This is a genomic window from Mycoplasma struthionis, from assembly GCF_003855455.1.
GTDB lineage: Bacteria > Bacillota_I > Bacilli_A > Mycoplasmatales > Metamycoplasmataceae > Metamycoplasma > Metamycoplasma struthionis.
Genome location: NZ_CP034044.1, coordinates 308,011 through 334,115, shown reverse-complemented (window position 1 = coordinate 334,115; position 26,105 = coordinate 308,011). Strand labels below are relative to the sequence as shown.

At 30.1% G+C, this 26,105-nt stretch carries 21 protein-coding genes and 2 rRNA genes; 6 read left to right on the top strand and 17 right to left on the bottom strand.

The window, feature by feature from the left end; all coding sequences use genetic code 4:
• Positions 1 to 10: 10 nt before the first annotated feature.
• Both mip and EGN60_RS01370 read left to right on the top strand, forming a co-directional pair.
• The gene (gene mip, locus EGN60_RS01375; protein WP_124724312.1) at positions 11 to 2,332 is read left to right on the top strand and encodes an Ig-specific serine endopeptidase MIP; all 2,322 of its coding nucleotides are present in this window, start codon (positions 11 to 13) and stop codon (positions 2,330 to 2,332) included.
• A gap of 9 nt (positions 2,333 to 2,341) precedes the next feature.
• Complete coding sequence (locus EGN60_RS01370) at positions 2,342 to 4,999, top strand: putative immunoglobulin-blocking virulence protein (protein ID WP_124724311.1); 2,658 nt, start codon at positions 2,342 to 2,344, stop codon at positions 4,997 to 4,999.
• A gap of 39 nt (positions 5,000 to 5,038) precedes the next feature.
• On the opposite strand, the gene EGN60_RS01365 is transcribed toward EGN60_RS01370, so the two are convergent.
• The gene (locus tag EGN60_RS01365) at positions 5,039 to 5,278 is read right to left on the bottom strand and encodes a Smr/MutS family protein (protein WP_124724310.1); all 240 of its coding nucleotides are present in this window, start codon (positions 5,276 to 5,278) and stop codon (positions 5,039 to 5,041) included.
• Positions 5,278 to 6,102 carry a DNA-formamidopyrimidine glycosylase gene (gene mutM, locus EGN60_RS01360; protein ID WP_124724309.1) on the bottom strand — a complete coding sequence of 275 codons (825 nt, stop codon included), beginning with the start codon at positions 6,100 to 6,102 and terminating at the stop codon, positions 5,278 to 5,280. Before mutM ends, EGN60_RS01365 begins: the two co-directional genes overlap by 1 nt.
• A 37-nt stretch (positions 6,103 to 6,139) precedes the next feature.
• Between mutM and EGN60_RS01355 the strand changes: the two genes are divergently transcribed.
• Both EGN60_RS01355 and EGN60_RS01350 read left to right on the top strand, forming a co-directional pair.
• The gene (locus EGN60_RS01355; RefSeq protein WP_124724308.1) at positions 6,140 to 6,607 is read left to right on the top strand and encodes an L-threonylcarbamoyladenylate synthase; all 468 of its coding nucleotides are present in this window, start codon (positions 6,140 to 6,142) and stop codon (positions 6,605 to 6,607) included.
• An 11-nt stretch (positions 6,608 to 6,618) separates the two neighbouring features.
• Positions 6,619 to 7,083: an RpiB/LacA/LacB family sugar-phosphate isomerase gene (locus tag EGN60_RS01350; RefSeq protein WP_124724307.1), complete on the top strand. Its 465-nt coding sequence runs from the start codon at positions 6,619 to 6,621 to the stop codon at positions 7,081 to 7,083.
• Positions 7,084 to 7,120: 37 nt separating this feature from the next.
• Here the strand turns inward: EGN60_RS01350 and EGN60_RS01345 are convergent, their stop codons facing one another.
• The 15 genes from EGN60_RS01345 to rpmG form a co-directional block, all read right to left on the bottom strand.
• The gene (locus EGN60_RS01345; protein WP_124724306.1) at positions 7,121 to 8,419 is read right to left on the bottom strand and encodes a YitT family protein; all 1,299 of its coding nucleotides are present in this window, start codon (positions 8,417 to 8,419) and stop codon (positions 7,121 to 7,123) included.
• Positions 8,420 to 8,509: 90 nt separating this feature from the next.
• The gene (locus EGN60_RS01340) at positions 8,510 to 9,931 is read right to left on the bottom strand and encodes a DUF2179 domain-containing protein (RefSeq protein ID WP_124724305.1); all 1,422 of its coding nucleotides are present in this window, start codon (positions 9,929 to 9,931) and stop codon (positions 8,510 to 8,512) included.
• A gap of 5 nt (positions 9,932 to 9,936) precedes the next feature.
• Positions 9,937 to 11,403, bottom strand: a complete 1,467-nt coding sequence (locus tag EGN60_RS01335) for a replicative DNA helicase (RefSeq protein ID WP_124724304.1) — start codon at positions 11,401 to 11,403, stop codon at positions 9,937 to 9,939.
• Positions 11,404 to 11,424: 21 nt separating this feature from the next.
• Positions 11,425 to 11,862, bottom strand: a complete 438-nt coding sequence (rplI, locus tag EGN60_RS01330) for a 50S ribosomal protein L9 (protein WP_124724303.1) — start codon at positions 11,860 to 11,862, stop codon at positions 11,425 to 11,427.
• Positions 11,843 to 13,804, bottom strand: coding sequence for a GGDEF domain-containing protein (locus tag EGN60_RS01325; protein WP_124724302.1), 1,962 nt, complete (start codon positions 13,802 to 13,804; stop codon positions 11,843 to 11,845). Before EGN60_RS01325 ends, rplI begins: the two co-directional genes overlap by 20 nt.
• Before the next feature lie 36 nt (positions 13,805 to 13,840).
• Positions 13,841 to 14,392, bottom strand: coding sequence for a ribosome biogenesis GTP-binding protein YihA/YsxC (gene yihA, locus EGN60_RS01320; RefSeq protein ID WP_124724301.1), 552 nt, complete (start codon positions 14,390 to 14,392; stop codon positions 13,841 to 13,843).
• A gap of 2 nt (positions 14,393 to 14,394) precedes the next feature.
• On the bottom strand, positions 14,395 to 15,327 hold the full coding sequence (gene tsaD, locus EGN60_RS01315) for a tRNA (adenosine(37)-N6)-threonylcarbamoyltransferase complex transferase subunit TsaD (protein ID WP_124724300.1): 933 nt from the start codon (positions 15,325 to 15,327) through the stop codon (positions 14,395 to 14,397).
• A gap of 1 nt (position 15,328) precedes the next feature.
• Entirely contained in the window at positions 15,329 to 15,892 is a 564-nt protein-coding gene (locus EGN60_RS01310; RefSeq protein ID WP_124724299.1) for a hypothetical protein, read from the bottom strand.
• 1 nt (position 15,893) lies between these two features.
• Positions 15,894 to 16,280: a tRNA (adenosine(37)-N6)-threonylcarbamoyltransferase complex ATPase subunit type 1 TsaE gene (gene tsaE / locus EGN60_RS01305; RefSeq protein WP_124724298.1), complete on the bottom strand. Its 387-nt coding sequence runs from the start codon at positions 16,278 to 16,280 to the stop codon at positions 15,894 to 15,896.
• Positions 16,281 to 16,361: 81 nt separating this feature from the next.
• Positions 16,362 to 17,447, bottom strand: coding sequence for a zinc-binding metallopeptidase family protein (locus EGN60_RS01300; RefSeq protein WP_124724297.1), 1,086 nt, complete (start codon positions 17,445 to 17,447; stop codon positions 16,362 to 16,364).
• Positions 17,448 to 17,804: 357 nt separating this feature from the next.
• Positions 17,805 to 20,700 (bottom strand): 23S ribosomal RNA (locus EGN60_RS01295).
• Positions 20,701 to 20,887: 187 nt separating this feature from the next.
• Positions 20,888 to 22,407, bottom strand: a 16S ribosomal RNA gene (locus EGN60_RS01290).
• The 16S and 23S rRNA genes sit together here, the layout of an rRNA operon.
• 181 nt (positions 22,408 to 22,588) lie before the next feature.
• Positions 22,589 to 23,167, bottom strand: coding sequence for a transcription termination/antitermination protein NusG (gene nusG / locus EGN60_RS01285; RefSeq protein WP_124724296.1), 579 nt, complete (start codon positions 23,165 to 23,167; stop codon positions 22,589 to 22,591).
• Between the two features lie 12 nt (positions 23,168 to 23,179).
• Positions 23,180 to 23,389, bottom strand: a complete 210-nt coding sequence (locus EGN60_RS01280) for a preprotein translocase subunit SecE (protein ID WP_124724295.1) — start codon at positions 23,387 to 23,389, stop codon at positions 23,180 to 23,182.
• Positions 23,389 to 23,535 (bottom strand): 50S ribosomal protein L33, encoded by a 147-nt coding sequence (gene rpmG / locus EGN60_RS01275; protein ID WP_124724294.1) that lies wholly within the window; start codon positions 23,533 to 23,535, stop codon positions 23,389 to 23,391. Before rpmG ends, EGN60_RS01280 begins: the two co-directional genes overlap by 1 nt.
• 70 nt (positions 23,536 to 23,605) lie before the next feature.
• Between rpmG and EGN60_RS01270 the strand changes: the two genes are divergently transcribed.
• Together EGN60_RS01270 and thiI are read left to right on the top strand one after the other, a co-directional pair.
• Positions 23,606 to 24,910 (top strand): hypothetical protein, encoded by a 1,305-nt coding sequence (locus EGN60_RS01270; protein ID WP_124724293.1) that lies wholly within the window; start codon positions 23,606 to 23,608, stop codon positions 24,908 to 24,910.
• Position 24,911: 1 nt separating this feature from the next.
• Positions 24,912 to 26,063: a tRNA uracil 4-sulfurtransferase ThiI gene (thiI, locus tag EGN60_RS01265; protein ID WP_124724292.1), complete on the top strand. Its 1,152-nt coding sequence runs from the start codon at positions 24,912 to 24,914 to the stop codon at positions 26,061 to 26,063.
• Positions 26,064 to 26,105: the final 42 nt, after the last annotated feature.

Sequence of the window (26,105 nt, the reverse complement as noted above, 5' to 3'; positions counted from 1 at the left end):
GGAGGACTCTATGAAAAAAGTCAAAAAGCTTACTTTATTATTAAATGCTATTCTTATACCTACCGTTTTACCTATTATTTCAGCTTCTTGTGCAAAACCTGAAAAAGGAAAATTAGATAAAACAAATGAAAACAATAGTGGTAAGGTAAAAGAAGAAGAAAAAACTAAAGAAAAAAACAAAACTAGAGTCCCAGGACAACCAGATCCAGGAGATGACGTTGAAGTTGATCCAGCAGGACCACCTCTTAGATATCCTGGTGATGGCTCATTTGGTGAATTAGGAGCAGGCAGAAATGCAACTGTTCCTGATATTGATCCTAAAACATTTAATGCTTTACCAAATGAAGAAGAGAAATATAAAGTAGAAGAAGCATCATATATTAAGGGATTAGAAAGTAATGATTTCTTTCCTAAATATAGTACATTTGATACGACCAAATATGACGTAGAAAAATTTGATAGAGATGCAAAAGCAAACAATCTTCCATCATTTAAAGATTCGGTTTTAAAAGACTTTTCTGTTCCTAATAGAGATGGTAAATTAGTATTAAATCCATTTGGAAATTCTTTAAAAGGACCTTACTGACAATCAGAACCTTTAGACGCAGGCCGTTCAAGATTTATTCCAAATGATAAATATAAAGAATTGCTAAATCAATCATTTAGAATTATATTTTCTAATACTAATGAAGATTTACAAAATGAAACTAATGCAACTTGAGGAACAACATGAATTTTAGATTATGCTAAATCCAACCCAAATGAATCATATCCAACTAAATGATATTTAGCTACAAATTTACACGTTGCTATGTCTTTTAGACAAGATGAATCACATAAAAATGATCCATATCATAATATTTCAAATGCCGCAGAAGAAGCTAAGAATTACAAAGCGGCTAAGGCTGAATTTGATAGCGCTTTTGAAGATTTTAAAGTAATGGCTACACAATTAGGATATTATGCAATTCCTATGACTGATTATGGAGTACCTGTAGGTGGTACAACAACACCAGAATTTGATTATGGTAAAATATACACAGACCCAAGAATGAGACCATATATAAATAAATATGAAAATGCTCAAAAACTTTTTCAAGCTGCTCAAGCAGCAAATAAAGGTAAAACAAGTCGAATTACATTAGAAAGATTTAGAAAAGATACACCTTTGAAAACTCGTTTGAATTTTACTTATAATGACCCAAATGTAGAAAGAGTGACTTTAGATCCTGAACAAGTAAAAATAGTTTATGCGGGAACAAACTTTTTAAAGACTAACCCGAGTGATTATGTAGCAAATGAAAAATTAAAAAATCTTCAAGAAATGGCTGATTTTGCTGTTCTAGAAATAGATTTTTCAAAAAGTAAGAATTTTAGAGTAATTAGAAACGACATAAATTTTGCAAATTATTCACAAAATTTTAATATTAATACTGCACAGGATTTCGCTAAATGAGTAACAAATGGTTATGCTGAACTTCCTGAAAATGAAAAAGCAAAACCAGCTAACTTTGATATTAATGAAATTTACAACAATTTAAAAGATGAAAAAGTTTCTGTTTCATACGATACACAAAAACAAGATCCAAATGATTTAAATAATTTAGTTGACACAACAATTAATGTAAAAACTGATAAATTAAACGTAAACTTTTTAGCTTTAGGTTTTCCTAATGCTGAAGGAGATAATCAAATAGAAGATGAAAAATTTTTAACACAGACTGATAGAGTTTCATTAAGAGGAGCCGCCTCAGTTTGAGTAAATAAACCTAAGAATTTAAAAAGAACAACAGATGAAGAAGGGTGAGGAGTTTCAAGATCATTAGCAATAAGAAACTTTAGAACAAAACCAGGAATATTTGATTTAACTATTGTTTCTCCAACAATTAGTGACGGCGCTTCTGGATTTACAGTTCCAAAATTTTTTGAAGAAAAAGATGCGCCATGACCTGGTAAAGAGTTCTTATTTTATGGTTTAGGATTTTCATTAAACTCTTGAGAACCATTAGGTGGTTCATCAGGCTCACAAGTTAGAGATATTGATAGAAATATAGTAGGTATTAACTTTGCTGCTGGTGATTCAGCTGCTGTATCATTAATTTCATTAGTATTAGCATTAAGATCAAATGGAATTGATTATAAAGGTGCGTATGGAAAATATAATCTAGAACAATATGATTTAGTATATGGCGGAGGAAGAAATCAAAGAACTTCTTATCGTCAAGCCTTAGAAAAGTTGTATAATGGAGATTATAAAACTCATTTATTCCCAGAAGGTGTTAAAAATATACCTGTTGATCATCAATTTAAAAACACAACTAGTAAAAGATAGGAGGTAAATATGGCAGTCTATAGTAAAAAAAGAAAAGTAATAAAAGCTTTAGTATCTATAGGTTCAATTGGAATGGTTTCTGCTGGTGTAGCAGCAGGAATATATACAACTCGTTCAAAAATTGGTTTTAATGTTAAATTAGATGCTTTTGAACGTAATTCAACACCTAAACTTAATACTGATGATGTTATTATAAAAGATGCAAACAATTCAAACACAGATGTTAACTTAGTTAGAAAACCAGATCCTGAAAAAGACGTAATTACTAAATTGTTATTTAAAGATTCAAAAACAGGAGAATTAAAATTTAAAGCTCAAGTTATATCTAAAAAAGATGAAGATAAAAAAATAGATCCTACAACATATATTCCTTCTGGATGAGAAATTGATGTTGAAAAACAAAAAACAGATAAACCAACTGTGAATTTAGGTCAAGAAAATGAATATTGAATAAAAGAAGAAGACCCTTCAGAAAATACTGTAATTCAAATTATTTTTAATGATGAAGTTTATAGAAGTGATTCATTTAAAAAAGGTACAAGATCATTAGAAAATTTAGCTTCATATTTACCTGATGGTTTTGAATATGTAGACCCAAACTATAAAATTATAGAAGGTAAAACTAATAGATTTTTAATAAAGAAAGTTAAAGTTGTTACTGTTTTAAATTTCATAAATGAACAGGGCCACACTGTTTATAGAACAACAATAACAAGAGACAAAGGTGACAATACGCCTATTGACTGAAAATCTGAAATTCCAACAGGATTCAAAACAAAAGAAAATCCTGATACTATTAAAATTAAACCTGATGAAGAAAATAATATTGTTGTTGTACCAACAAGCAAACTACCAGAAAGACCACAAGAAGATCCTACACCTCCTAAAACTTTAGATGAAGATAGAAGAGAAGATAATAGGAGAGAAGTAAACACGCCTACACCTCCACCATCAATTACAAGACCCGCTGAAATCCCTAAACCTAGAAGTAATGCTCCAGAAGATCAACCTCCTACTGCAAGCCCAGGGGTGAATGTTTATCCTGATTCATACGTTAAAGATTTTTATGAAACATCACTAACACCTACAAACCCAAAACCTTTGACAGGAAAAGCAAAAGAAGACGTAAGAGCAGAAGTCAATAAGTATAACAAAATCCTTGAAATAAACAATAGAAATGATTTTAATAGGTTAAAAAACGATCTTATTAAAACATTCAATCCTAGCGATCCAGTTATATTTGATAGATTTTTTGAAAATGCTGTTTTCGGCCAACCAAATGGCTTAACGACTTTAAAAAATCTTATAAGAGACATACAAAACAACTGAGAGGATTTTGCTAACAAAGGTATGGTCCCTGTTATTTGATTTTGACAACATTACCCAACTTACAATAATGGTGGAACAGTTTGAGATTACGCAAACAAAAAAGATAACGCTGTTTTAAACCATTATATAGAAGAAAATGAACATAGATATTTTTCAAGTTCATCAGAATACAAAAGAAACCCTGGTCAAGTTTTAGACAACGATTATTTTGGTTGAAGTAAAGTTGATGCATCTGATACATTCGATGGTTTAACCAAAATAGCAGATAGAGAAAAAATAGACGGTAATGGGGATAGGTTAGATGATGGTATAAGAGTTTATGAATACAAACCAGACGCAGATAATACTACAGTTCCTGACAAAAATACTAGAAAATATATTGCCAAACTTGATGCAACAAATAAAAAAGGATACAAAAAATTCTTAGACTTCATTAAAGCTAATCCTAGAATAACTGGTGTTATAATCGAAAACATGGGATTAATTGATAAAAAACAAGATTTTTCAGAAATTTTATCCCAATTGCCTACTCAAATTAAAAGTGCAACATTATTCTTTGAAACAAATGACACTTCTTCATTAGTTGGTCTAAAAGATAAATACTTAGACGACATACAAATTGTTACAAAAGGAAATAACTTAGATGAAGCCTGGGGAATAGACCCCATTGCATTTAGACACACTAAAAATGTTTCATTTGATTACAATGTAAACAAATCTCCAGAGTATCCTTCTAATTCAACACCTAGAGCAAGTTCTATAGTATTTGATACAATTAGACCTGCTAAAAAAGATACGTTCTCTGAAATTCAAGAAGGTTTTACACTAGCTTACACAACTAGAAAAACTTGACGAATATTTAATGGTTCAATGGGTGACGGTAGTTGAATGTCAAGAATAGATTTATCACTTCATCCTGAACTAAGAAGTTTAAAGGGTTTAGATTTAAATGATAAAGTATTTAATAGATTAACTCTAGCAAATGGAAGTAATGTTTTTGAAGTAGATGGAAATACATTAGATCAACAGCAATGAAAAAGACTTATAGTAAAAGGACCTCAAAAAGCTGAATTGAAATTTGTAAGTCCTGTTCCAGTTAATACACTATATATAAAAGGGCTTGCAAAAGACTTACCTTATGGCTATAATGAACAACTATACGGACTTTTTGAAGCTGGTAAAAAAGTGTTTAAAACTGTTTATGTAGATAATGAAGCCATGAGAGATGCAATTCAAAGCACCCAAGCTGCTTCTGTACATAACATTACTGTTCAAGTTAAACCAGATAACTTCAATCCTTCAAAACCAGCAGAAATTCAAGGACCACAATTTATTTAACAAATTAAAAACGCCAATTGTAATATGGCGTTTTTAATTCTATTTATAAACTCTTATAACTGCTCTATTATTTAAATAAGAGTATCTATATCCTTCTTTGTCTAAAATTTCTTCTACAGTTAATCTTAAAGCACCTGTGCCTATACCAACAATAATGTCCATTGTATCATTATACTCATCATTTTTAAATTCATATAATGCTAAAAGTGTTTGTGAACTTGCTTCTATAGTATCCAAACCATGCAAATCAAGTTCTAATGGTTCATATCATGCTCTCATTAGTAAACCTTCTGACAATGAGGGCAAACGTATGTTCCTCTTTTGTTAACTTTGATTTTATAAATAGGATTTGAGCACACTGAGCAATTTTTTAATTTACTATTATGAATTTTTAATTTATCTTGAAATTGTCCTTGCTCATGATTCATACTTTCATAACTAAATAAAGTTGAACCTCCATATTCGTAACTTTCTCGCATAACATCGTGGGTATATTTTAATATTTTTTTAATAACATTTTTGGGTATATTGCAAGATGGAGATGTGGGATGAACTTTTGCTAAAAATAAGGCTTCATCTACATATATATTTCCAATTCCGGAAACAATTGTTTGATCTAAAAGTTTTGTTTTTATACTTACTGTTGTTTTTGAAAGTTTTTCTAAGACTTGTTCAACATTAATATTTCCTGGTTCAGCTGCTATTTTAGACAAAGGAAGTTTAGTTAAATAATCATCAATGGTTCTTAAATAAAATGTACCAAACATTCTTGTGTCAACATAATGAAGTTCTGTATTGTCTTTAAATTTAAATATAGCAACTGTATGTTTATCAGGTGATTCGCTTTTTTCAAAAAAGCGATATTTACCCTCCATTCTTAAATGAGATAATAAAACTTTTTTATTCGTTAATTTAATTATTATGTGTTTGCCTAAGTTTTCAATACCTAAGATTTTTTCATTCTCTAATTCTTGAATAAAATCATCTACTATTAGTTCTCTAAACAACTTAGGTTTAAAAACTAAAACTTTTTTTATTTCTTTATTTAGCACTTTTTCTTTTAAAATACGGCAAACAGTTCTTACTTCTGGTAATTCGGGCATAACTTAATTTTACACATTTTTTTGTTATAATTTTAATATGCAAGATAAATATGATAAATTGCTAATTTCTACCACTGACACAGTTTTGGGTATAGGTGGTCCTGTTTCAAAAGAAATTGAAGATTTAATTTATGAAATTAAAGGTCGTGATCGTTCTAAAAAATTAATAATTTTAGTTTCTTCAATAAAACAAGCAAGAGAATTTAAACAGTGAAATGATAAAGCTGAAGAGTTGGCTCAAAAATACTGACCCGGAGCTTATACTTTAGTAATTAATGATCAAGGCTTTAGAATGCCAAATCAAAAAGAATTACTAGATTATCTTGAAAAAAATGGACCTATTTATATGTCAAGCTGTAATTTATCTAATCAGCCGGTATGTAAGACAATTGAAAATGCTAAAATATTATTTCCTCAGATTAAAAAAGTTTTTAATTTTGGAGAAATGACGCAACAACCTAGTACAATTATTAGAGTTGAAGATGGAAAAATTTTAAGACCGTAAAAGAGGATATTATGGAAAAAACAAAAGTTAAAATAGTAAGTGACCACGCAGGTCATGAAGCAAAAGTTGAATTAGCAAAAAGATTAACTAACGAAGGCTATGATGTTGAATTATATGGTTCAACAAGCCCAGATGTATCTGTTTCATATTCAGAAGTTGGAATTGACTTTGCTAAAGAATTATTAAAAGATAATGACAGCGAAACAGCTAAATACGTGGCTTTTTGTGGTTCAGGTATTGGTATAAGTATCGCTCTAAACCGTTTTAAACATGTAAGATGTGCAAGAGTAACAAGTGTTAAAGAAGCTGAATTAGCTAAACTTCACAACGATGCTAACATTTTATGTATGGGTGGAAGATTAAATAGCTCAGATGATATTGAAGCTATGTTTCACAAATGAGAAACAACTAAGTTTGAAGGAAATAGACATATTCCAAGAATTAATAAATTAGACGAAGTTGGTCAAGACGAATAATTAAAAATTCCTTGCTTTAAGTTAGCAAGGAATTTTTTTAATCTATTTTAGAAGTATCAAAGTGACCGTGAATGTTATGAACTCTTGTAATTGTAATTCAAGCATTTGGTTCCGCTACTCAAACTTCATTTTTAATTGAGTTTTGTTCTAAAAATAGCGCTGTAGTTTCGATTACTGTAGTTTCTGTGCCTGTATATCCGCCTGTAACATGTGAAATATTGTAACCATGTCAATATTTAATGTCTTTAAAGTGTTTAATAATTTTTTCAGGTTCTTTTGTATATATTTCAATTTTAATTTTCTTATATTTAGGGAATATAAGTTCAAGGAAGGCACTATAAATAAAGATGTAGCAAACTGAACATAAAACTCTTAATAAAATTGCTCCATGGTTTAATGGTTTGCCTCCAGGGCCTTTTGATACAACTCCACTTAATTCTAGAGTTGAAATAACAAAAATTGAAAAACTAGCAAAACAGAAAGCAATTATCATAGACATACTACCAACTGATTTTTGTTTAACTCTTGATAGATAGTAAACTATAAAGTCCCCTCCAGCTGTTGAAGCTGAATTTTTTCATGCTAATCCACCAGCTGAACCACCACATATTGCACCAATTACTGCATAAATAATAATCGGTCAAGTTGGGTTTGTATACCCACGTGATAAAACATCATAGAATCTTAATAATGATAGATATTCCGCTGATGATAAGTTAAATTGTTTCATAAAAGCATCTTGGTCTTTAATTAAATTTCATCAAGAACTGTAATGATTTAAATAATTTCCATAAGCTTCTCAAGGTATTAAAGTTCTTAAGCTATTTTGAATATCTCCATATTCACCTTTACCAGGGGTTTGTCAGTTAACATAAAAAATAGCTATTTTGTCAAAAACGTTGCTTACTTGTGGAATTAACAATAAACTTTGAAAACACATTTGTCATATTAATCAATAGGTTGTTAAAACCATAAATAAACGTGCATTTTTCTTTCAGAAGAAGATAACTAAAGGTAAGTTAAATAAAAAGTATATGTAAGCAAAATATGGCGCTGTTTTTGAAACACTAAAAGTAATTGTTTGTACTAGTGCTGACAAGCCGGTTGCAATTGTTGCTGCTTTTGCTAAAAATGTTGCAACAGCAATGTTATATAAAATTGCTGATATAAAAATAAAGAACATTTTTTTAGGAAATTTAACTCAGATATTAAAGAAGTTAACACCATAAGGGTTTAAATCAAAGTGATTTTTTGATTCTTTAATCCTTTTAATTCTTTTAGACTGATTTTGTTTTTCTAATTGAATTAACTCTTCTGAAGTTTCTTTTCTTAGCATAGTACACCTCCTTTTCTTTTTTTTATTTATTTTTTAATGCGATAATAATAATTTAATATTTTAACTTATTTTTTAAATTATTTTATTAAGTTAATCAACATATGATGTATCAAATGAACCAACAATGCCATGAATGTTTGAAATAGTAATTCAAGCTTGTTTGTCTACTGCTTTTGCATGCTCTAAAATTAGGTCTTTTTCTAAATATAAAGCAATTGTTTCAATTTTTCCAAATTCACGGTGATTAAAACCACCTACACCATGAAAAATGTTAAATGGGTGATTATAACCTGATAATTTAAATTTTTCAACTAAAAGCTCAGGTCTTTTTGTATAAATTTCAATTTTAACCTTTTTATATTTTGGATAGAATTTATTAACTAGAACTGAGAATACTAATAAATAAACTATTGTTCCCATAACTCTAACTAAAAATAAATCAGAGTTTCAAACGTGACCGCTAATATTTCCTGTAAATTCTAATGATCCAATAACTATGGTTGAAAATGAAGAAAAACAAATAGCAACCATTAAAAATACATTACCTACTGGTTTTTTATTTCTATAAGCTATATAGTTTGATATAACTGATGTTCCACCAATTGAACCTCTTTGTCTTCAAGCAACAATAGAAGCAAATCCTTCAGATAATCCCCCTAGTATTGCATAAATTAATGTAGGTCAATTAGCACCATCATAAACACCAAATATTTTTGTATCTTTTAAAACATCCACTGCATTTAAATGATCTAATGCAATAGCATCTCTATTTTCTTTAAAAAAGTTAACTATATTACTTGATACTAAACTTAAATCTTTTGCATTAAATTGATTTGCTAAATACTTAGCAACAAAAAGATTTTCTTTATTTTCTAAAACTATTGACTTTTTATTTAATAATAAATTAGCTGCTCCAAGTATTTCAGCGTGATTTTCTCTTGTTATTTTAGGTAATATTCTTAAATCTAAGCCAAAAGGATCTCAGTAATAAGCTAAGGCTTGATTATTAACTGTAATAGGACCTAAAGGATTATATATTGTAATTCTCTGGTTTATAAAGTTAACTATTGGATTAGAACCACGACCTGAATATTCAATAAAGATACATTGTACAACGACTTGAAAAACCATTCAATAGTAAGTTAAAACCATAAACATTCTTGGATTCAATCTTAAAAAAGCAAACATTAATGGTAAGTTAACTAAAACATAAAACAAACCATAAAATTGAGCTGTAGAAGGGGCAGTAAAGGTAATTATTTGAGAAAGTGAAGAAGTTCCACTAGCAATTGTTGCAGCTTTTTTTAAGAAAACTGTTAAGGCAATGTTGTATAAAAAAGCACTAACTAACATTCATAAAACTTTTTTAGGATCTTTTTTTCAAACATTAAATAAAGTAACTTTTTGTGGATTCAAGACTTCCATTTTTTTTCTATAAAGTTCTCTTTTTTCTTCTTTACTTAAAAGAGTCTTATTGATTTTTTGCTGTTTTTTATTAACAGAATTACTCATCTAGATTATTCTCCTTTCTTTTGATTTTTTAAATGTATATCAGCTTTCGTATTTGAAACAAACATGTTGTAAGTTGGCATGAAAGTAAGTTGAGCTACACCAGTTGAACCATGACGATTTTTTGCAACAATAACATCAGTTATAGAAAAGTTATCCATTGAATCGCCTTCAATTGGTCTAATCTCTGTGTTTTCGTTTTCTTTATCTTTTTTCTTACGAGAAGTGTAGTAATCTTTACGGTATAGAAACAGAACAATATCAGCATCTTGTTCAATTGAACCTGATTCATTAATGTCAGCCAAAATAGGAGTTTTATCTTCTCTTTTTTCAACATTTCTGTTAAGTTGAGAAAGAGCAATAATAGGACAACCTAATTCACCAGCCAAAATTTTTAATGAACGAGAAATCCGACCAACTTCTAAATGTCTACTTTCAGCACTTCCACCATTAATTAATTGTAAATAGTCAATGATAATAATATCAGGTTTTGTCTTACCTGCAAAACGTTTTGAAATAGTAATAATATCCGAAATAGTTAAAGATGATTTTTCACATAAAAACATATTTCATTTTTGCATTGCTTGAACAGTAAATGATAAAAGCCCTAATTGATCTTTTGAAAGATCGCCTGTTTTTAATGAACGAATTGAAATAGTTGATTCAATTGCTAAAAGTCTTTGTATAAGTTGAGCTTTTGACATTTCAAGTGAAAATAATAAAACATTTAAGTTCTTTTGTGTTTTTTTGTTTTTTGATTTAGCCATATTAACTGCTAGATTCAAAGCAAAAGCAGTTTTACCCATGGCTGGACGTGCTGCTAGAATAACAAAATAACCTGGATTTAAACCGACTAAATAATTATCTAATTCTGGAAACCCAGTTTGAAGACCAACTCCAACATCATTATTACTTCTATTTAATATATCGCTAACTAACTCAGACGCTACATCAGATACGTGTTGAAAATTAACATTAATTTCTGATAAGTCAAGATTCATTAAATCAACTTGAACTTTAGTTATTAAATCATCAATATTAAACTCTTCATTATTAATAACATTTTGAGTTTTTTGAGATAAAGCATAAAGAAGCCTTGTTTTATATGAATCAACGAGGTTTTTTACATAACTACTAACTTCTTTTTCAAAGCCTCTATTTTGAATTAAAAAGTTTATGTAATTAGTTCCATAAGGTTCATTTATGTCAAGATATTTTGACATATCTATTTCTTCTATTTTCTTTTTATTAACTAAAAAGTTTAAAAAGCCTACAATGTCACTTCCAAGATTGTCTAGATTATATTGTTTTAATTCTCTAAATAAAACTTGATTAGCAGTGAAATAAAACATTTCAGGTTTAACAATTTCAGCCACTTTTAAATAAGCAGAGTTATCTGCTATTATTAGACCAAGTAATGAAATTTCATTATTTAAAGATGCTTTAATTTGGACTGAAATATCTTTTTGTGCCATTGTAAACCCCTTAATAAGTTATTATTTTTCTTCAAAAATTGTAATCTTTAAAAGTGCTATTACTTCTGGATGTAATTTAATAAATACTTGATGTACACCAAAAGTATTGTAACTTTCGCCTTGTAAACTATGAACGTCTACTTTGATATTATGTTTTAATAATTCTTTAATTATTGCTTTGTGTGTAATATTACCATGAACTATATTGCCATTTGATTTTAAAGTAAAGTTTAAACTTAATTTTTCAATTTCTTTTTTAAGTTCTTCTGCTTTAGCTTTTTCTTTTGCTTGTTGTTCACTTATATTACTTCTAACTCTTTCAAGATTTGCTAATGTTTGTTTATTAACTGGTTGAGCATAACCATTTTTAATTAAAAAGTTTTTTGCAAATCCATCATTTACTTCAACAATTTCATTTAAGTTATATTTTTCATATTTTTTAATTATTATTACTTTCATCTTTCACACTCACTATTGCTTGTTTAATGTTATCTACAAATAATTCAATTGGTTCACTTGTTTCTGCTGCTGCTGTTCCATAGTGCCCACCACCATTAACAGCTTCAGCTATTATTTGAACGTTTGTGTTAATTCCACGGGCAGACATTTTGCATTTTTTAGTTCCTGAAAGTTTTGCAACAACGAATGCCGCTTTTCTTCCATTAACACGTAGTATTTCATCTGCTGCCATTGAAATAATATCTGTAGAAGTTTCGATATTTTTATAAGCTAAAAAATAGCCTGGTTTAACTTCTTGCATTGAAGAAATTAATTCTTTTACAACTTTATAAACTTCTTCTTGCATTTTTAGAGTATTAACTGAAACTAAAATCTTAGCTCCTCACTCTTGTAATATAGATGCTGCATTGAAAGTTTTTGCTGTTGTTTGTTTTTGAAAAGTATTTGTATCAAGATAAATACCATTTAATAAAAGTTGAGCTGTTAGTTCATCAATTTTATCTTGATTGTTTGTGATTGCAATTATTTCTGTCACAATTTCACTAGCTGATGATGCAAATGAGTCAATGTATAAATTCTCATGATATGCAAAATCAGGATTTTTAGTAATTCTGTGGTGATCTAAAACAATAATATTTTCTTTTTTAATATTTTCAAAAGCTAACTGATTTTCAATTCTTGTTTCATCTGATGTATCACAAATTACAACTAAAGTATTATCATCACTAAGTGCTCTAGCTTCTTTTGGTGATATAAATATATCTTTAATTTCTTTACTTAAATTATTAAACACTCTTTGTGTTGTATCATCAAATGTTTCGTTTTGAATATAAGCCTTTTTATCAAATGCTTTAGATAATGAATAGATTCCAAAAGTTGAGCCTAAAGCATCTAAATCTGCGTTCTTATGTCCATAAGCAATAACTTTAGTAATCTTTTTAGAAGATAATTTTGCAATCAAGTTTTTAGCCATATAGTTAAGATTAGTTCTTGAAAAATTAACTTCAATTTCAGTAACTGAACCATAATGTCTTGGTTTTTCATTTTTGGTTAGTACTGTTATTTGATCGCCACCTCTTGTTTGTGATTGCATTAGAGCATCTTTTGCAAGTTGGTCTAATGTATCATCTTTAAAAATACCAAATGAAAAACCACCAGATATTGTTATTGAAATATCTTTAGAAACTGAACGGCTATTAATGTTTTGAAAAGCCGCAAAATTATTTTTTTCTAAAGTTTCTAGAGTTTCTTGATTTGTTATTAAAAAGAAACGACCATTTTCGTATTGGCGATAAATTAAGTTGTATTTTTTTGATAATTCATCAAGAATGTTAACTATCAAAGTATAAATCTTAAATAATTCTTCTTGTGGTAATGAGGCTTGATATAAGTCGATGTTATCAATGCTTATTTCTCCAAAAACAATTCTTTGTCTTTTATAATCACTTAATAAGTTATTTTGAACAGTTATGTCTTTTAAAATAACAAAGTTTCTTTCAAACATAACATGGACTTCATATTCTTGATTTTCATGTTTAAATTCAAAATCAACGTTATTATTATTTCACTCTTTTATGTCAAATACATCTTTAAGATTTTGACCTATAATGCTTCCAAACCGTTCTTTAACAAAAGGAGAAACTCATGAAATTGAACCAGCGTCTAAAAAGACTATAATTCCAATTCCATATTGTCCTGCTTCTGTTTGAACAAAATAATCAAGTGATTTTTTAGAAACTGTAACACTCCTTGAATATTTAATCAAAGCAAAAATTAAATAAATTCCTGTAGAGATAATGAAAACTAAATAAATTACAGAAGTAATAATCTTGCCTAAAGTGTTTAGTTTAAAAACTCCCACCATAAACAAAATACTTGGGAGTAAAAATAAAAAGATTATTTCTAATATCAAAAAAAGTTTTTTCTTATTTTTTTCGTTCATACAAATTAATTATATATGAAAAAACAAGCATTCCCTTTATAATTGATAAAAATCAATTATATCTAAAATGCCTATTTTTTTAGCTGATGAAACTAAAAAAATGTTGATTTCATTACTAAAGGTTAATGCTTGTGTTTTTACTCTATGTTTTTGAGATTGATTTGCTTTATCAATTTTTGTTATGATGATATCAAAATGAATGTTTAAAGATCTTAAATAATCAATCATTTCTAAATCAATAGGACTAAAACCAATTTTAGCATCAATTAATAAACATACTGTTTTTTGATTTTCTGAATTAGTAAAATAATCATCAATTATATTTGCAACTTTTTGTTGATCAGTTTTTGACATTGTAGCATAGCCATAACCTGGTAAATCTACAATTATTTTTTGATTATTAGTTAAAAAATAATTGACTAATCTAGTTCTACCTGGAGTTGAAGATGTTTTAGCAATTTTTTGATTAGCTAGAGCATTTATTAAGCTAGATTTTCCAACATTTGATCTACCTCAAAAAATAAGTTCTTTTTCGCTGTGTTCATATCAACTTTTTTTATCAGAAGCACTTTTTATATATTTTCACATTGCTAATCCTTTCTTAATTTTTCATAAGCTAATCTTGCTATCATCATGGCGTTATCTGTTGTATATTGAAATTCAGGTAAATAAACATTTTTATGTAATTTTAAAAACATTTCTCTTATACCTTTATTAGCACTAACTCCGCCAGCTAAAACAATACAGTTTGGTTTATAAATTTCTATTGCTTTTTGCATATGTTCTTTTAAATATTCAATAACTGTATTTTGGAAAGTTGTTGCATAATATTTAATGTCTGGATTTATTTTTCTATTTATATCATTATTAATTAAATTAATTATTTGAGTTTTTAAACCACTAAAAGAAAAGTTAAATTCTTTATCTGTTTTAGGAATTGTTAGTTTATTTTGAATAAATTTATTGTTTTCTAATCATAAATTATCAATTAAAGGACCACCCGGAAAACCTAGATTTAGTTTTCTTGCAACTTTATCATAAACTTCTCCAACAGCATCATCTTGAGTCTCACCCATTATTTCAAATTCGTTTTTTGATTTATATAAAAGAATTTGACTGTGTCCTCCAGAAACTAAAAGACCTAAGGCTGGATAAATCACATCTTTATTAATAAAAGCTGAATAAAAATGACCTTCTAAATGATTTAAAGGTAAAGAAGGAATATCTAAATAATTTGCAATTGTTTCAGCAACTAAATAACCCACTTGTAAAGAACCAACTAAGCCAGGTTCTTTTGTATAAGCTACATAATTTATTTCTTTTAAATTAACAACTTTTTTTAATTTATTAACTAAAAAACCAATGTTTTGAACATGAAGACGTGAAGCAATTTCAGGAACTGTTCCACCGTATTTTTTGTGAACTTCAATCTGAGAAAGAGTTTGCATTCAGATTAAATTATTATCTTTTAGTAAAGCAAAAGAGGTATCATCATGAGAACTTTCAATAGCTAAAATCAACATTTTAATTATCTCCTTTGTTTTCAACTTTTCCTATTTGAGGTTCATGGAAATATAAAAGACTTGCTTTATTTAGATTTCAAACTCTTTTAAAAGATTTTAAATATAAAGATATATTATTTTTAAATAATGAAAAATCTAAATTATCATATTCTTTTATTTCATTTGTTATTGATACTTTTGGTTTTTTAAAAGATAAATCAATTAAATAGTTGTTGTGTTTATTAGCTTTAATTACAATCTTTTTTCAATCTTGATTTAATAACTTCTTTTGTGTTTTTAAAAGTTCATAACTTGGAGCAACGTATAATTTTATTTTTGAAATTTGAGCTAAAGTTCGAGCAACTAAAAAGCCAACTCTTGCACCTGTAAAACTTCCAGGACCAATTGTTACATAAACAGCTTTTAGATTTTTTCTGTCTTCTTTTTTAATTACTGTATTTAGTTTATTAAAAAATTCATCACTTTTTTTAGTTAATTTTTCAATATGTAAAAAATCTGAAACAATGTTGTTTTCTATTTTGGTAATTATTAAATCATCCAAAGATGTTTCAATAAATAATTTCATATTACTCCTTATTTAATATTTCAAAAACATGGTTTTGATCTTTATCAAAATAAACATTGATTTCTAAATAATTTTTAAAGTCATGTTTAATATTTTTAGCTCATTCAATTGCTACTAATTTGTCTTCAAAATAATCTTCATAAGCAAATAAATCACCAGTAAGTTTATAAGCATCAATATGTACTAATTTATCATAAATTAAAATAGTATTGAATGTTGGTGAAACTATTGGTTTAGTTATATTCAATTTTTTAGCTATTTGAGAAACTAAAGTGGTTTTACCAGCTCCTAATTCACCGTTTAATAAAATTGCTTCTAGATTTTTAAATGATAAAATATAGTCAACTAAAGAATCAAGTTTTTCGTCTTTTTTAAATACAAATTTCAATGTTTGCTCCTTATATTTATTTATATAATTATAACTTAAAAAGGTGTTTTAAAATTAGCCAATTAAAAAAATAAAATACATTTATTTGTATTTTATTTCGTTATATTCTTTTTCGTTAAATGATTTTAAAAATTCAACTAATAAATCACCAGCAGCTAATAAATCGCTTATTGCACAAACACCAATTGGTGAGTGTAGATATCTTTGAGGTAATGAGATTGTTAATGTAGCAGCTCCACCGTCAGCAAATTGAAGTTCAGCTGCATCTGTACCACCACCCATAGCAACAAATTTATAAGCTGGTATTTGTTTTTCTTTTGATAAATTATAAACAAAGTTTACTAATTTAGGATCCATCATAGTTCCACGATCTTTTAATCTTAAAGCAGCTCCTGAATATAATTTAGTATTTCCTGGTATTGTATTTGGTGTATCATGTGATGCACATGTGTCTAAAGCAAAAGCAACTTGTGGTTTAACTAATTTAACTGAGCTTTTAGCACCTCTAGTTCCAACTTCTTCTTGAACTGTTCCAACTAAATATAAATCAACATCTAAATCTAAATCTTCCACTTGTTTTGAAATATATTCAAGAACTGTAACACCAGCACGGTTATCCATAGCTTTACCACCAATTAAATTAGGGTCAGCAAAATGAATTGTTTCACCACTTAAATAAACTAAATCACCAATTTCTACACCATTATTTTTTGCATCTTCTTCACTTTTAAAACCAAAATCCGCATATAGTTTCATTTCTGAAACTGCTTTTTCTCTTTCATCAGCTTGTAAAATATGAATTGATGTATGACCAAATAAACCAATAAATTCTTTACCGTTTGATACTTTTAATTTTGCTTTTGTTCCAATAACTGTTGTTGGTCAAATTCCACCAACACTTGATAAATAAAGTTGACCTTTAGGATCTATATTTCTAACAACATACCCAACTTCGTCCATATGAGCTGCTATCATAACTCTTGGAGAATTTGGATTTTTAGATTTTTTATGAAATATAACAGAACCTAAATTATCTCTTGAAACTTCAAATTTTTTTAAATTAATATTTTTCTTTAATTCTTCTACTATATTATCTTCATAACGTGACATACCTTCTAATTCCATATAGGTAATTAAACGTTTTTTAAATTGTTCTTCTCTTGTCATTCTATCTCCTTATTTAATAAATCTCATTTATCTTTAATAATTATAAATTATTTGTTTTATTTATTTAAGATATGCTATAATATTAGTAGTTCAATTTTGAATAAAAATTGGATTTATTTAATAAATGTCTTATCCGAGCTTAATGCTTATTTCTCTGAATAATTGAAAACCGGGTCTGCGGAGCCTGTTTTCGGCAAACTCAATACTCAATGACTGGCTTTGATACTCCTTCAAAGTCAGTTTTCTTTTTATTTATATTTTTTTAAAATAAAATAAAAAAGTGCTTAATTTAAACACTTTTTAATCGTTCTCTGAAAACTGAATACGACAATTTTAAATCTCGCTATAAAATTTATCACTATTAAACCAATCAATTTATTAGTACTGGTCAGCTGAATATATTGCTATACTTACACCTCCAGCCTATCAACCTCATAGTCTATAAGGAATTTAAAGGGAATACTCATCTTTGAGGGGGCTTCCCGCTTAGATGCTTTCAGCGGTTATCCCTGCCGCACTTGGCTACCCAGCTATGCTTTTGGCAAAACAACTGGCACACCATCGGTGCGTCCACTCCGGTCCTCTCGTACTAAGAGTAGCTCTCATCAATATTCCAACGCCCACATCAGATAGGAACCAAACTGTCTCACGACGTTTTGAACCCAGCTCGCGTACCGCTTTAATGGGCGAACAGCCCAACCCTTGGAACCGACTCCAGCTCCAGGATGCGATGAGCCGACATCGAGGTGCCAAACCTTCCCGTCGATGTGATCTCTTGGGAAAGATAAGCCTGTTATCCCCGGGGTAGCTTTTATCCGTTGAGCGACGGCCTTTCCACGAAGAACCGCCGGATCACTAAGTCCTGCTTTCGCACCTGCTCGACTTGTAGGTCTCACAGTCAATCACACTTCTACCTTTATGCTCTAAGATACGGTTTCTGACCGTATTGAGTGTAACTTTGAACGCCTCCGTTACCCTTTAGGAGGCGACCGCCCCAGTCAAACTACCCACCACACACTGTCCTCTTCCCGGATGACGGGAACAAGTTAGAAGTTCAACGTAACAAGGGTGGTATTTCAACGGTGACTCTGCTTGAACTGGCGTCCAAGCCTCATAGTCTCCCACCTATCCTACACATGTTAAATCAAACTCCAATATGAAGTTATAGTAAAGCTCCACGGGGTCTTTTCGTCTAGATGCGGGTCTCCGGCGTCTTCGCCGGAACCATAATTTCACCGAGTCTATTGTCGAGACAGTTAAGAGATAATTACTCCTTTCGTGCAGGTCAGTATTTAGCCGACAAGGAATTTCGCTACCTTAGGACCGTTATAGTTACGGCCGCCGTTCACCCGGGCTTCACATCAATGCTTCGCTAATGCTAACACCTTTGCTTAACCTTCGGGCACTGGGCAGGAGTCACCCCATATACATCGTCTTACGACTTAGCATAGAGCTGTGTTTTTGATAAACAGTTCCCCCTTACTATTCACTGCGGCCCACTTTTTAGGGTGGGCATCCCTTCTTGCGAACTTACGGGATGAATTTGCAGAGTTCCTTGACAATAGTTTTCTCGCTCGCCTTAGAATACTCATCTTGGGGACGTGTGTTCGTTCTCGGTACGGGTTTCAATAAACTTAAGTTAGAAGCTTTTTTAAGAGGTATGGAATCATCCAATTCGCTACTTTGTCGCCATTTCACTATGCATCATAACTCCCGGTTAAGCCATGCGGATTTGCCTACATGACCCAGTCATTATTTACCCCACAATCCAGTAAGTGGTAGTACTATCCTCCCCCGTCACTCCATCACATTTAAAGAAAGTACAGGAATATTAACCTGTTGTCCATCGGCTACGCCTTTCGGCCTCGTCTTAGGACCCGACTAACCCTGGGTGGACGAACCTTGCCCAGGAAACCTTCCCCAATAGGCGTCAGAGATTCTCACTCTGAATCGTTACTCATACCGGCATTCTCACTTGTAAGCGCTCCAGTAGTCTTCACAGTCTACCTTCAATGCCCTTACAACGCTCTCCTAACGCATTTCTGCCCGTAGCTTCGGTATTGTGTTTTAGTCCCGTTGAATTATCGGCACAGAGTCTCTCGACTAGTGAGCTATTACGCACTCTTTAAACGGTGGCTGCTTCTAAGCCAACATCCTAGCTGTTTAAGAAACTCCACAACCTTTCTCACTTAACACAATTTTGGGACCTTAGCTGACGATCTGGGTTGTTCCCCTCGCGTGCATCGACGTTATCACCGATGTACCGACTGCATAGTAATACATGATAGTATTCGGAGTTTGATTATAGTCAGTACGGCTAGGCGCCGCCATTCCATATTCAGTGCTCTACCCCCATCACTTAACACTACACGCTAGCCCTAAAGCTATTTCGGAGAGAACCAGCTATCTCCAAGTTCGATTGGAATTTCACCCCTACCCACAAGTCATCCGGGCACTTTTTAGCGTACTACGGTTCGGCCCTCCACTTAGTGTTACCTAAGTTTCAGCCTGCTCATGGGTAGATCACCTGGTTTCGGGTCTATATCAACATACTAAAGCGCCCTATTAAGACTCGATTTCTCTACGGCTTCGCTTTAATCCACTTAACCTCGCATGTTGACATAACTCGCCGATCCATTCTGCAAGATGTACGCCATCACCCATTAACGGGCTCTGACTAACTGTAAGTAATTGGTTTCAGAATCTATTTCACTCCCCTCCCGGGGTTCTTTTCACCTTTCCCTCACGGTACTAGTTCACTATCGGTGTCTGGTTAGTATTTAGCCTTACCGGGTGGTCCCGGCAGATTCAGACAGGGTTTCACGTGCCCCGCCCTACTCAGGATACTACAAGAAGATTTAGCCATTTCGCTTACGGGAATTTCACCCTCTATGTTTAAGCATTCCAACTTATTCTGCTATAACTAAATTTTGTAACTTCATAATGTAGTCCTACAACCCCAACAACATGTGTTGGTTTGGGCTTTTCCCCGTTCGCTCGCCACTACTGAGGGAATCATTCTTTATTTTCTCTTCCTGCTGCTACTGAGATGTTTCAATTCACAGCGTGTCTCTTCATTCGACTATGAATTCATCGATATGATAATTGAGGATTAGCTCAATTAGGTTTCCCCATTCGGAAATCCCCGGATCGTAGCTTATTTCCAGCTAACCGAGGCTTATCGCAGGTAATCACGTCCTTCATCGACTTCCAGACCCAAGGCATCCACCAAAAACTCTTATCTTGTTTAATAGTTGTTTTGTTATATTTGTTGTATGACCTATTGTTTGTCTATAATTTTGTATTCTATAGGTTGATCTAAACTTTGAAATATTAATTAATATATCAATGTCGTTATTCAGTTTTCAAAGAACAAAATTGAGAGATTGTTCTCTCAAAACTGGATACAAATATTACTCCATAACTAGTGTACTCCGTAGAAAGGAGGTGATCCATCCCCACGTTCTCGTAGGGATACCTTGTTACGACTTCACCCCAGTCACCAGTCCTACCTTAGGCGGTCGCCTCCGAGGTTAGCAAACCGACTTTGGGTATTACCAGCTCCCATGGTGTGACGGGCGGTGTGTACAAGACCCGAGAACGTATTCACCGCAGCATAGCTGATCTGCGATTACTAGCGATTCCGACTTCATGGAGTCGAATTGCAGACTCCAATCCGAACTGAGATCGGCTTTTTGAGATTTGCTCCATGTCGCCATATTGCTTCTCTTTGTACCGACCATTGTAGCACGTGTGTGGCCCCACTCGTAAGAGGCATGATGATTTGACGTCATCCCCACCTTCCTCCCGGTTACCCAGGCAGTATCTCTAGAGTCCTCGACTTAACTCGTTAGTAACTAAAGATAGGGGTTGCGCTCGTTGCAGGACTTGACCAAACATCTCACGACACGAGCTGACGACAACCATGCACCATCTGTCATTCTGTTAACCTCCACTATATCTCTATAGCTTTGCAGAAGATGTCAAGAGTGGGTAAGGTTCTCCGTGTATCTTCAAATTAAACCACATGCTCCACCGCTTGTGCGGGTCCCCGTCAATTCCTTTAAGTTTCACTCTTGCGAGCATACTACTCAGGCGGATCATTTAATGCGTTAGCTGCGTCAGTGAGTTCCCCACCGACTAATGATCATCGTTTACAGCGTGGACTACCAGGGTATCTAATCCTGTTTGCTCCCCACGCTTTCGTCCCTCAGCGTCAGTATAGACCCAGTAAGCTGCCTTCGCCTTTGGTGTTCTTCCATATATCTACGCATTTTACCGCTTCACATGGAATTCCGCTTACCTCTATCCAACTCTAGTTTGCCAGTATCCAAAGCGAGCCGGGGTTGAGCCCCGGGATTTGACTCCAGACTTAACAAACAGCCTACGAACGCTTTACGCCCAATAATTCCGGATAACGCTTGCGACCTATGTATTACCGCGGCTGCTGGCACATAGTTAGCCATCGCTTTCTGATAAGGTACCGTCAGTTCAAAAGCATTTCCTCTTCTGAATGTTCTTCCCTTATAACAGCACTTTACAATCCGAAGACCTTCATCGTGCACGCTGTGTCGCTCCATCAAGCTTTCGCTCATTGTGGAATATTCCCTACTGCTGCCTCCCGTAGGAGTTTGGGCCGTATCTCAGTCCCAATGTGGCCGTTCAGTCTCTCGACCCGGCTAAACATCATAGTCTTGGTAGGCCATTACCCTACCAACTAACTAATGTTCCGCACCCTCATCTCTTAGTGGGGCTTTGAGGCCCCTTTCACAACGGAATCATGCGATTCCATGCGTATCCGGCATTAACTAATGTTTCCATCAGGTATTCCAATCTAAAAGGTAGATTAAGCACGTGTTACTCACCCATTCGCCGCTAGGTTTAAAAAACCCCGCTCGACATGCATGTATTAGGCACACAGCCAGCGTTCATCCTGAGCCAGGATCAAACTCTTAAAAAATGTTATCTATATTATTGAAAATAAATTGACGTTATGGTATTTGTATCCAGTTTTCAAAGAACTATCTTCGCGCTTACTATTTATATAAGCACAATTATTATTATACACAGTTTTTTAAAATATGTTTAAAAAAGATAATTATTTTTTTGGGCATAAAAAAATAGGCGTTTGCCTATTATTATTAAACACAAATTTCTAAATCTTCATAGTCAAATTCAGTTGGTACTTTTCTTCCGAATTGTTCTATATTAACAAAAGCTTTTTGGGTTTGGTCACTATTTTTAATAATTTCACCAATTTCACCTTTATATGGTCCAGTGATAATTTTTACAATTACACCTTCTTTAAAACCAGTTTCTATATTTCCACTTTCAAATTTTTCATTTAGTTCTTTTTCTTTATCAACCATTTTTTGGAAACTTTTTTCACTTATTGGAGTTGGTTTAGCACCTTTTCCACTAGATCCTACTAAACCTGTTACATATTGTATGTTCCGAACTAAATATCAAGAATCATCGGTCATAATCATTTTTAAAAAGATATATCCTTTATAAATATTAATATATCTAATAGAATAATCTTCACCTCTAGTTTTTTTCTCTAGTTCTTTATTTGATAAATGTGGACATTTAAATACTTTTGATTCAGAAAAATAATCTTCCATATTTTGAGTTTTTATTTTGTTTCATAAAGCTTCAACAACATTATCTTCTTTTCCTGAAACTGTAGAAATCATATATCATTTAAAATCTTTAATCATAGCATCTCCTAATTAAGCTTTAATTCCAACTAAATTTCATAAACTTGTAAAACTTAAAGTAATTAAAAAACAAAAAATTCCTAATACAATCAAAAAAGCCATTGTTAATCCAAATCATTTTCAAGCTTTAGGTGCTCTTGCTCAATTAATTCTTTTTATTTCTTTAACTCAATTTTTCATTGTTGAGTTTTTTAATTCTTGATTTTCATTGCTTTTTTTCATTATTTTTCTTCCTTATGTAAAGTTGATTTATTACAGTATTTACAAAACTTATTTAATTCTAGTCTAGCTTCTGAACTTTTAGCTAAAACATAATTTTTGTGTAAGCATTCTTGACATGCTAAAGAAACTTTTTTGCCTTTTTTCATATTAAAATTATAATTAAATCATTGATTTTTTTTAAAAAATTACTAACATTATTAATTTATAATTTTAATTATGAGTTATTCAAGCAAGATTCTAGTCATAATTTTAATTGCTTTAAGTTTATTATTAATTATTTCACTATTTTATTTTTGATACTATTTTTCTCATTTATTTTTGAAACTAAAAAAAGAAAAGTATCAAAATCTATTATTAAAATACAAAGATTATAATGAAAAACTAAAAATTAATTTTAATCAATTATCTGGATTTATTAAAAAAGAAAGCTATTTAGCTAAAATAAATGATTTATATTGAGATAATGAAGAAAATTTTAAGCTTTTTAAAAAACAAAGACATGAATTAGAAATGATTGAATTAAGACATAAAGAAAATCATAATCTTTGAAACTTAGATTGTTTTTTTAAAAGTTGAAAAACTTTAAAAAAACTAAACTTTTATAATAAAAAATTAAAAAAGAATAATAAAGAAATTAAAAAACATTGTTTTGATGATTTTAACATTATGAAAAACTATTTTGAGTTTTTAAACAAAGCTAAAAAAATTGTTTTAAAACTTAAAAAAGAATATTTAAATGAATCAATATTTCAAAATATTAATTTAATGTTTTTAGAATGTGAAAAACTAATTGAGCAAGGTTTTGATTTATTAAAATTTGATAATTTAAAAAATCAGATAAAAAAAGAATTAAAAAACCTTTTAAACTTTATTTTTATTTTTAAAAAAAGAAATTATTTAGCTAATAAATTAAAAGAAATAGATAAAGAAAACCAATTTGATTTTTTAATTAATGATTTAAAAAATAAAGAAAATCAAATTGATGAAAACGATTTAGAAGATATTAAAAAAATATCTCAGTATTATTTAAATAAAGATATAAAGATTCAAGACTTTTTATTTAATGTTAATGAATATCTTTTAAATAATAAATTACTAAATTTAAATATTAGTTTTGAAAATAATTATCAATATTTTTTAAAACTAAAAAAAGAGATAAATAAAGATTTAAAGCAAAAAAGTTTAATTAATTTAAAAATTGCAAATAAAAAGAATTATGAAGCTAAAAAACAAACATTAGATACTTTAATTAGTTTAGCTATTGAAAACAATATTGATTTTAGTTTTTTAGATTTTAAAAACCAAAATGAAGAAATGATTGATTTTGCTTTGCTTTATTTATCTTTAAAGCTATATAAAAAGAATTTTGCAAAAGAAATTCTATATAGCTTTGGTTCAAAAGTTTCACAAAATAAAATGTATAATTTAATTTATCAAGAAATTTTAGAAGCTTACAAAAATGAAGATTATGAAAAAATCATAAAAATCTTATTAATTAAAATGAAGGAATCAGTGAATTAAGATGTATGACAAAATTTTATTAAGATATGGTGAACTAACTTTAAAAGGTGAAAATAGAAAAGATTTTATTAACCAAATTAAAGCTAATTTACAATGATATATTAAAAAAGAAGATATAAAAATGGAATTTGATAGAGCTTTTATAAATTATTCTTTAGAAAATTTAGAAGCTTTAAAATACATTTTTGGTTTATCTTCTTATTCATTAGTTTATGAATGTAAAAGCGATTTAGATGAAATTGAAAAAATAGTTTTAAAAATTATTAAAGAAAAAGAATTTAATAGTTTTGCAATTGATTCAAGAAGACATAATAAAAACTTTTCAATGACTTCAAATGAACTTAATATACATTTTGGAGGAGTTGTTTTAAAAAACACAGAAAACAAAACAGTTTCATTAAAAAATCCAGATTTAAAAATATATATTGAAATAAGAGATAAAAGTACTTATGTTTTTAGTGATTATATTCAAGGTTTAGGTGGTATGCCAACTAAGAGTTCAGGAAATGTTTTACATTTAATAAGCGGTGGAATTGATTCACCTGTAGCAACATATTTACTTCAAAAAAGAGGTTTAAAAGTTTCATTTATTAACTTTATTACACCTCCTCATACAGATAAAAGTACAACTGATAAAATTGATGCAATTATTAATTTATTATTAAAATACCAAGGCGATGCAACACTATATCAAATAAACTATACAAAAATAATGAATTATATTGGTTTAGTTTCAAATCAAAAATATAAAATAACATTGATGAGAAGAAGTTTTTATAGAATAGCTAATAAAATTGCTAAACAAAAAAATATAAAAGCACTTTCAAATGGTGAAAACTTAGCTCAAGTTGCTTCTCAAACTCTTGAATCAATTTATACAATTTCTGAAGTTTGTGATTTACCTATTTTTAGACCTTTACTTTCTTTTGATAAAAATGAAATAATTAAAATTGCTAAAGAAATTGAAACCTTACCTATTTCATTACTAAAAGCTTGTGAAACTTGTGAACTTTTTGCTCCTAAAAATCCTGTTACAAAACCTAATAGAGAAGAAGCTAAAAGATTAGAAATTGAACTTGAAATGCTTGAAAAACTTGAAGATGAAGTTATTAATGAACTTGAAATAAAGAAATTTTCAATAAATAAAAAATAAACCTTAAAGATTTAGTTTAAGCTTAAACTTTAGGGTTTATTT